General features: G+C 63.2%; 7 protein-coding genes and 1 pseudogene. 3 read left to right on the top strand and 5 right to left on the bottom strand.

The window, feature by feature from the left end; translation table 11 throughout:
- The first annotated feature begins 127 nt into the window (after positions 1–127).
- Positions 128–466 carry an EthD family reductase gene (locus tag QOI01_RS09700; protein ID WP_526380293.1) on the top strand — a complete coding sequence of 113 codons (339 nt, stop codon included), beginning with the start codon at positions 128–130 and terminating at the stop codon, positions 464–466.
- Positions 467–733: 267 nt separating this feature from the next.
- On the opposite strand, the gene QOI01_RS09695 is transcribed toward QOI01_RS09700, so the two are convergent.
- The gene (locus QOI01_RS09695; protein WP_526380291.1) at positions 734–964 is read right to left on the bottom strand and encodes a hypothetical protein; all 231 of its coding nucleotides are present in this window, start codon (positions 962–964) and stop codon (positions 734–736) included.
- 268 nt (positions 965–1,232) lie between these two features.
- Entirely contained in the window at positions 1,233–2,318 is a 1,086-nt protein-coding gene (locus QOI01_RS09690; RefSeq protein WP_526380289.1) for an aldo/keto reductase, read from the bottom strand.
- A 133-nt stretch (positions 2,319–2,451) separates the two neighbouring features.
- Between QOI01_RS09690 and QOI01_RS09685 the strand changes: the two genes are divergently transcribed.
- Entirely contained in the window at positions 2,452–2,814 is a 363-nt protein-coding gene (locus QOI01_RS09685; RefSeq protein ID WP_526380287.1) for a MarR family winged helix-turn-helix transcriptional regulator, read from the top strand.
- A gap of 213 nt (positions 2,815–3,027) precedes the next feature.
- The gene (locus tag QOI01_RS09680; protein ID WP_526380285.1) at positions 3,028–3,744 is read left to right on the top strand and encodes an AMP-binding enzyme; all 717 of its coding nucleotides are present in this window, start codon (positions 3,028–3,030) and stop codon (positions 3,742–3,744) included.
- A 13-nt stretch (positions 3,745–3,757) separates the two neighbouring features.
- Here QOI01_RS09680 and QOI01_RS09675 read toward each other — a convergent pair whose 3' ends face one another.
- From QOI01_RS09675 to QOI01_RS09665, 3 genes and pseudogenes are all read right to left on the bottom strand, one after another.
- The gene (locus QOI01_RS09675) at positions 3,758–3,922 is read right to left on the bottom strand and encodes a hypothetical protein (RefSeq protein ID WP_526380283.1); all 165 of its coding nucleotides are present in this window, start codon (positions 3,920–3,922) and stop codon (positions 3,758–3,760) included.
- Between the two features lie 175 nt (positions 3,923–4,097).
- Entirely contained in the window at positions 4,098–4,808 is a 711-nt protein-coding gene (locus tag QOI01_RS09670; RefSeq protein ID WP_526380281.1) for a polyamine aminopropyltransferase, read from the bottom strand.
- Between the two features lie 300 nt (positions 4,809–5,108).
- A pseudogene (locus QOI01_RS09665) lies at positions 5,109–5,395 on the bottom strand (EstA family serine hydrolase); the annotation flags it as partial.

Raw genomic sequence — 5,395 nt, 5'->3', positions numbered from 1 at the left:
ACTATGCAACACACTAAGGTCGGCTCAACCCCCTGAACCCTCCGATCCACAAGTCTTGACTATTCCTCCAAACGTCGGCGCCCCAGTAGTCGGCATCAAACCGCGACGGTTCATCCAGGAGTGCCCGATGATCAAGGTTTTCGGATACCTGAAGCGCAAGCCCGGCCTGTCGCCGCACGAGTTCGCCGACTACTACGAGCACAACCACGTACCACTCGTGTTAAGCAACGCATTTTTGCCAATGGTCTACAAGCGCAACTACATCCAGCGTGGGGACGCCTTCAACATCGAAGGTGACGAGATCGCTTTCGACTGCCTGACCGAACTCGTCTTCGCCGGACGAGACGACTTGCTCGCCTGGACGACAAGCCTCGGGACCGATGAAATCGCCCGAGACGAACAGAAATTCATCGATCGAGCCGAGACCCGGGCTTATGTGGTCGATGAGTGCACAAGCGCGGGCTGACTGTGCCCGCCATGTCATGTGCGCGTCATGTGAGTGACCACACAGTCGAAAACTGTCTGCTGTCAACCATTCTGAGGAGCGGCGGTGACTGAGAACATGGGCGACGTCCGCGCTGTGGATCCGTTCTTTCGGATCAAAGAGCGAGGTCTTGCGGGACATGCGGAGCGCGCCATGATTGCCGTCCAGTTGGCGCGCGGCGAAAATCATCTGGCGGCGACTCGAATCAGGCCTAGCTGGAGGCTTTCGCGGCTGCCAGGGTGCGTCGCGCTATGCGTCGGCCGTGATCCCCGCGGTGCACGCGGGCTTGGCCGTGTTCGCGGTCGCCAGCGCCCCGTTGTACAGGACGATCGGAGCGTCGGCCAGCGCCTGAGGGTCAGCTACCCCGGTGGCTGCGCCCAAGACAAAGTCACCGCCGGAGAATCCATCAGCGGGCTGCCGATGTTCGGCGACACCTTCCCCACCCGGGCCTGACACGGTCCGTTCAGTGGGTACGTCCACCACCAACACAAAAATGAAGGGTCAACTGATGTTACGACTGAATGGCAAGGTCGCCGCCATCGGTTTAGCCCAGCCATGCGCTAAGGAAACAGGCAAACATTGACCGTTAGTGGATTTGGTCATGCAAGTCAATCTGTGGTGGAGCCGACGCGACGCGGCCGACGTCCCGCCCTCCTCGGCGACGTTCACGAATCCGGACAATTCCCGCAGCGTCGTTAGTCCAGCTTGGGTCCAGTACGTCGACGCGGACCCTGCCGTCCGCTGGTCTTCAGTAGGGCTGGTCGCCTTTGGGCATGACGTAGTCGGAGATTGGCCCGGAGACACCATTGACCGTCGTACCGCCGTTGGTGATGCCGGGTGCCATTGGCAACATGCTCTGCGGAAAGCCGAAAGTTGGCTCAGTGATTGCGTTGAGCCGGGCCAAATCATCGGCGGTCAGGTTCACGTCAAGGGCACGAACGTTGTCCTCGAACTGCGAGAGCCGGCGCGCCCCGATGATGATCGACGTCACGGCAGGCTGGGCATGGAGCCACGCCAGCGCCACGCTGGCGACATTGGTCTCGTGCGCCTTGGCGATGATCTCGAGTTCGTCGACGACCTCGTAGGTCTTGTCGTTGAGGGAGCCCTCGATCAACGCGGCGCGATCGGCCTTGTTCTGGCCGGCGTTGCTGCGCGTGTACTTGCCGCTGAGTGCGCCACCAGCGAGGGGCGACCACGGCGTGATCCCGAGGCCGAATTCTCGGGCCATGGGAACCAGGTCTTGTTCGACGGTGCGTTGCAGCAGCGAGTACTCGATCTGCAGCCCGATGAACGACGACCAGCCGCGGAAGCGGGCGGTGATGTTCGCTTCGGCGATCTTCCATGCTGGCGTGTCCGACACTCCGAGGTAGCGCACCTTGCCGGCTCGAACGAGGTCGTCGAGGGCAGCCATCGTCTCCTCGATGGGCGTGTTGGCGTCCCAGATGTGTAGCCAGTACAGGTCGATGTAGTCGGTCTGAAGGCGGCGCAGGGAGTTCTCGCAGGCGTTGATCAGTGACTTGCGGCCCGAGCCGCCGCCGTTGGGATCACCCGGATACAGGTTGCCGCTGAACTTGGTGGCGATCACCAAGCGATCGCGGCGGGCCGGATGGCGGCCGATGTGATCGCCGATGATCTTCTCGGAGTGACTCGCCGTGTAGAAGTTCGCGGTGTCGATGAAGTTGCCACCGAGGTCGACGAATCGGTCGATGATCTGTTGAGATTCCTCCACACTGGAGCCCCAGCCGAGGTCTTCGCCGAACGTCATCGCCCCGAGGCACAGTGGGCTGACACGTAGACCGGACCGGCCGAGAGTCACGTAGTGATCCAAGGGCATGAGCCGCCTCCTTCTGGTAGGTTGTTCACTTATGCGTTGGTTTATTTCTGTACTAGTTTCACTCTGAACCATCGGGGTTGCGATGTCAATGTCACTAGACGATGCGGCGAAGATCTGGTCGCTGAACTACCAGGTGCTGCTGTCAGTGATCGGCTCGGTCGAGACGGACATCACCGCTTTAGGGGTCGACTCCAAGGAGCTGTTCCTGCTCGCCGTGGTCGACGAGCACCCCTACCCTGCCGAGCTGGCGACGACGATGAGCATGCCGAAGCCGACTGTGACGGTCTACCTCAAACGTCTTGAGGCCGCCGGATTCTTGCGGCGCGAGATCGACCCCGCGGATCTGCGGCGCCATCGCCTCCAGCTCACCCCGGTCGGGCGTCGAGTAACCAAAGACGGCCTCGCGTTGCTATCGGATGCGTTCAGCAAGCGCCTGGAACGCCTGACCCGAGCACAACAAAAGGAACTCAAGAAGCTGCTCGAACAAATCCTCTGACTTCCCGCGCGACCACTGGTCCACAGCGCCAACGCGTAGCGGCAACGCGTAGCGGCAACGCATCCACGTTGAGTCAGCCGGTCACCGCCGCGACCTTGCCCGTTGACCGGCGCTTAAGTGGTGCGACCCGCGGCCTTCATCCGTTCCAGGTCGGCCATCACCACAGTCTTGCCACCGGTCGCCGCCAGCGCCCTGGTGTGCCCGAGGTGATGCATGTCGAAGCACGAAGCGATCGCCGTCGAGAAGCCCATCGTGTCCATGGTGTGGTTGACCGCTCGCTTGGCCAGCCGCGGTTCCAGCGAGCATCCCTCGATCAGCGGTGGCTCGTCGGACGACGCCCTGGACAAACGGGCGCACACCGACGGCAGGCTGCTCGACCGCGTCGAGGTCCGGATCGTGGATCAGACGCTGCAGGACCTCCCCCCGGGCAGCCCAGGCGAGATCCTCAACCGCGGCCCCGAACTGTTTGTCGGCTACCGCGATTCGGCATTGGACACCGACGCCTTCCTGCCCGGCCGGTGGTTTCGCACCGGTGACGTCGGCGTGCTCGACGCCGACGGCTACCTCACCATCACCGACCGCCAAAAAGACCTCATCATCCGATGTGGAGAGAACCTGTCCTCCAAGCTCATCGAGGACATCCTGTCCGAGCACGAGGCAGTGGCCGAAGCCTCAGTCGTGGCAGCACCGGACCCGCTGTACGGAGAGCGGGTGTGTGCGTTCGTCGTACTGCGGCCCGGAACCACACTGTCGCTCAACGACATTCGTGCGCACGTCTCCATTGCCGGGACCACAAGGCAACTGACACCCGAACGCCTCGAGCTCGTCAACGACCTGCCTCGCACGGCCACCGGCAAAGTGCGCAAGGACGAACTACGGAAACGCCTGCAACGCCCAGCCTCCGCTTCGGCAGACGGCCCCACCAGCTGAGCGCCAGAGGCGCTCAACTCCAGGCGATGGATTTGAGTTCGGTGAACTCCTCGATGCCGTGGTGGCTCCATTCCCTGCCGACACCGCTCTGTTTGATCCCCACACCGTTGGGCTGCTCGGCCGACCAGCCGGGACCGGAGGTGCCCAGCGTCTCGACGTTGCCGGTGGGCGACCCCACCGTCTGGACCGAGACGCTGCCTGCCCGGAGCTGGCGGGCGAGCCGCACATTTCGTCAGTTGCGAACCGACGCGAAAGTACTGGCCGCGACCTGCGGAAACAGTGACGGGTGTTGACGCGGTCAACACTCCTGCCGGAATGCGACGAATCGCGACGTCACTGCGTGGCGACGACATCTAACTCGCGACGTAGACCGTGTTGGTCGAGTACCCGCCGGTCAGCGGGTTGGGGAACCGGACGACGGATGCCTCGGACCGGTCGAAGACCTCAGCGAGGACCGCCTCGAAGTCAGGGTCGGGCGGATCATCGGACCACAGCGCGAAGACTCCGCCGGGATGCAGGTGCCCGACGAGCTTTCCCAGTCCCGCAGGCGTGTAGAAGGCGCAGTGGCTCGGGTGCAGGACGTGTCGCGGCGTGTGATCGATATCGAGGAGGACGGCGTGGAAGCGGCGCCCCGGTGCCTCCGGATCAAAACCGGCGGTGCTGTCGGCCATGGCGAAGAAGTCGCCTCGTTGCAGGCGGACCCGCGGATCCGACACGAGTTCGGCGGAGTCAGGAAGCAACGCACGCTGATGCCAGCCGATGACTTCCGCGAGTGCTTCCACCACGACGAGCGAATGAATGCGGGGATCGTTGAGCGCCGTCTTTGCGGTGTAGCCGAGCCCTAATCCCCCGACGACGACATCGAGGTCGGCATCGACCGCCTGGGCCAGGCCGAGGCGCGCGAGTGCTACCTCGGCCACGGTGAACAGGCTCGACATCAGGAACTCGTCGCCGAGCTTGACCTCGTACACGTCGACGTGCAGGGACGGCTCGATCCGCCTGCGCAGGCTGATGACCCCCATGAGGGTCTCGGACCAGTCGAGTTCCTCGAAGCGTGCACTCACGACGCACCACCGACCCGCCCGCAATATCGCTCGCCGAGAGCAGCTCGGCGAGTGAATCCTACAGACACTCAGCGGAACGGCACTACGGTCGACGCGCGCGTTAGGGCTCACGGGATTGAAATTGCGACCCCTTGACCCCGCGGACGGATTGCGGACGGCACGTCCTCCTGTCGCGCCGGAGAGAGAGCGGGCGCTGGCCGGGCGAGGGGGGCTAGATCACCTCGGGGCTACCCCCACCCATCACGCCAACGCCGAGCTGCGCCAACAGTGTCCGGACCACTCTGCTCTGTCTCGGCAGAGCTATGTCTGCGGCCTGGCACCAAGGATGTCGTGGAAGAGGGTATGGCGCAGGCTGAGTTCCCTTGGATCGCTGCATAGGTGAAAACCCAACCTATTCATCACATATCCGAATCCGATCCCGGTGTCCGGATCGGCCATCCCGAACGATCCTCCGGTGCCGGGGGTTCCGAAAGCCTTGTCCGACGAACCGAACGTGAACTTCGGGTACGGCTTAAAGAAGCCAAGTGAGAACACGGTATCGACGTGTAGCACCTTGTCGCGCAATCCCTTGATGGGCGGTACGGCGG

This window comes from Mycobacterium sp. (assembly GCF_032162605.1).
Lineage (GTDB): Bacteria > Actinomycetota > Actinomycetes > Mycobacteriales > Mycobacteriaceae > Mycobacterium.
The sequence above is the reverse complement of the archived record's forward strand: the minus strand, read 5'-3'. Positions and strand labels throughout refer to the sequence as shown.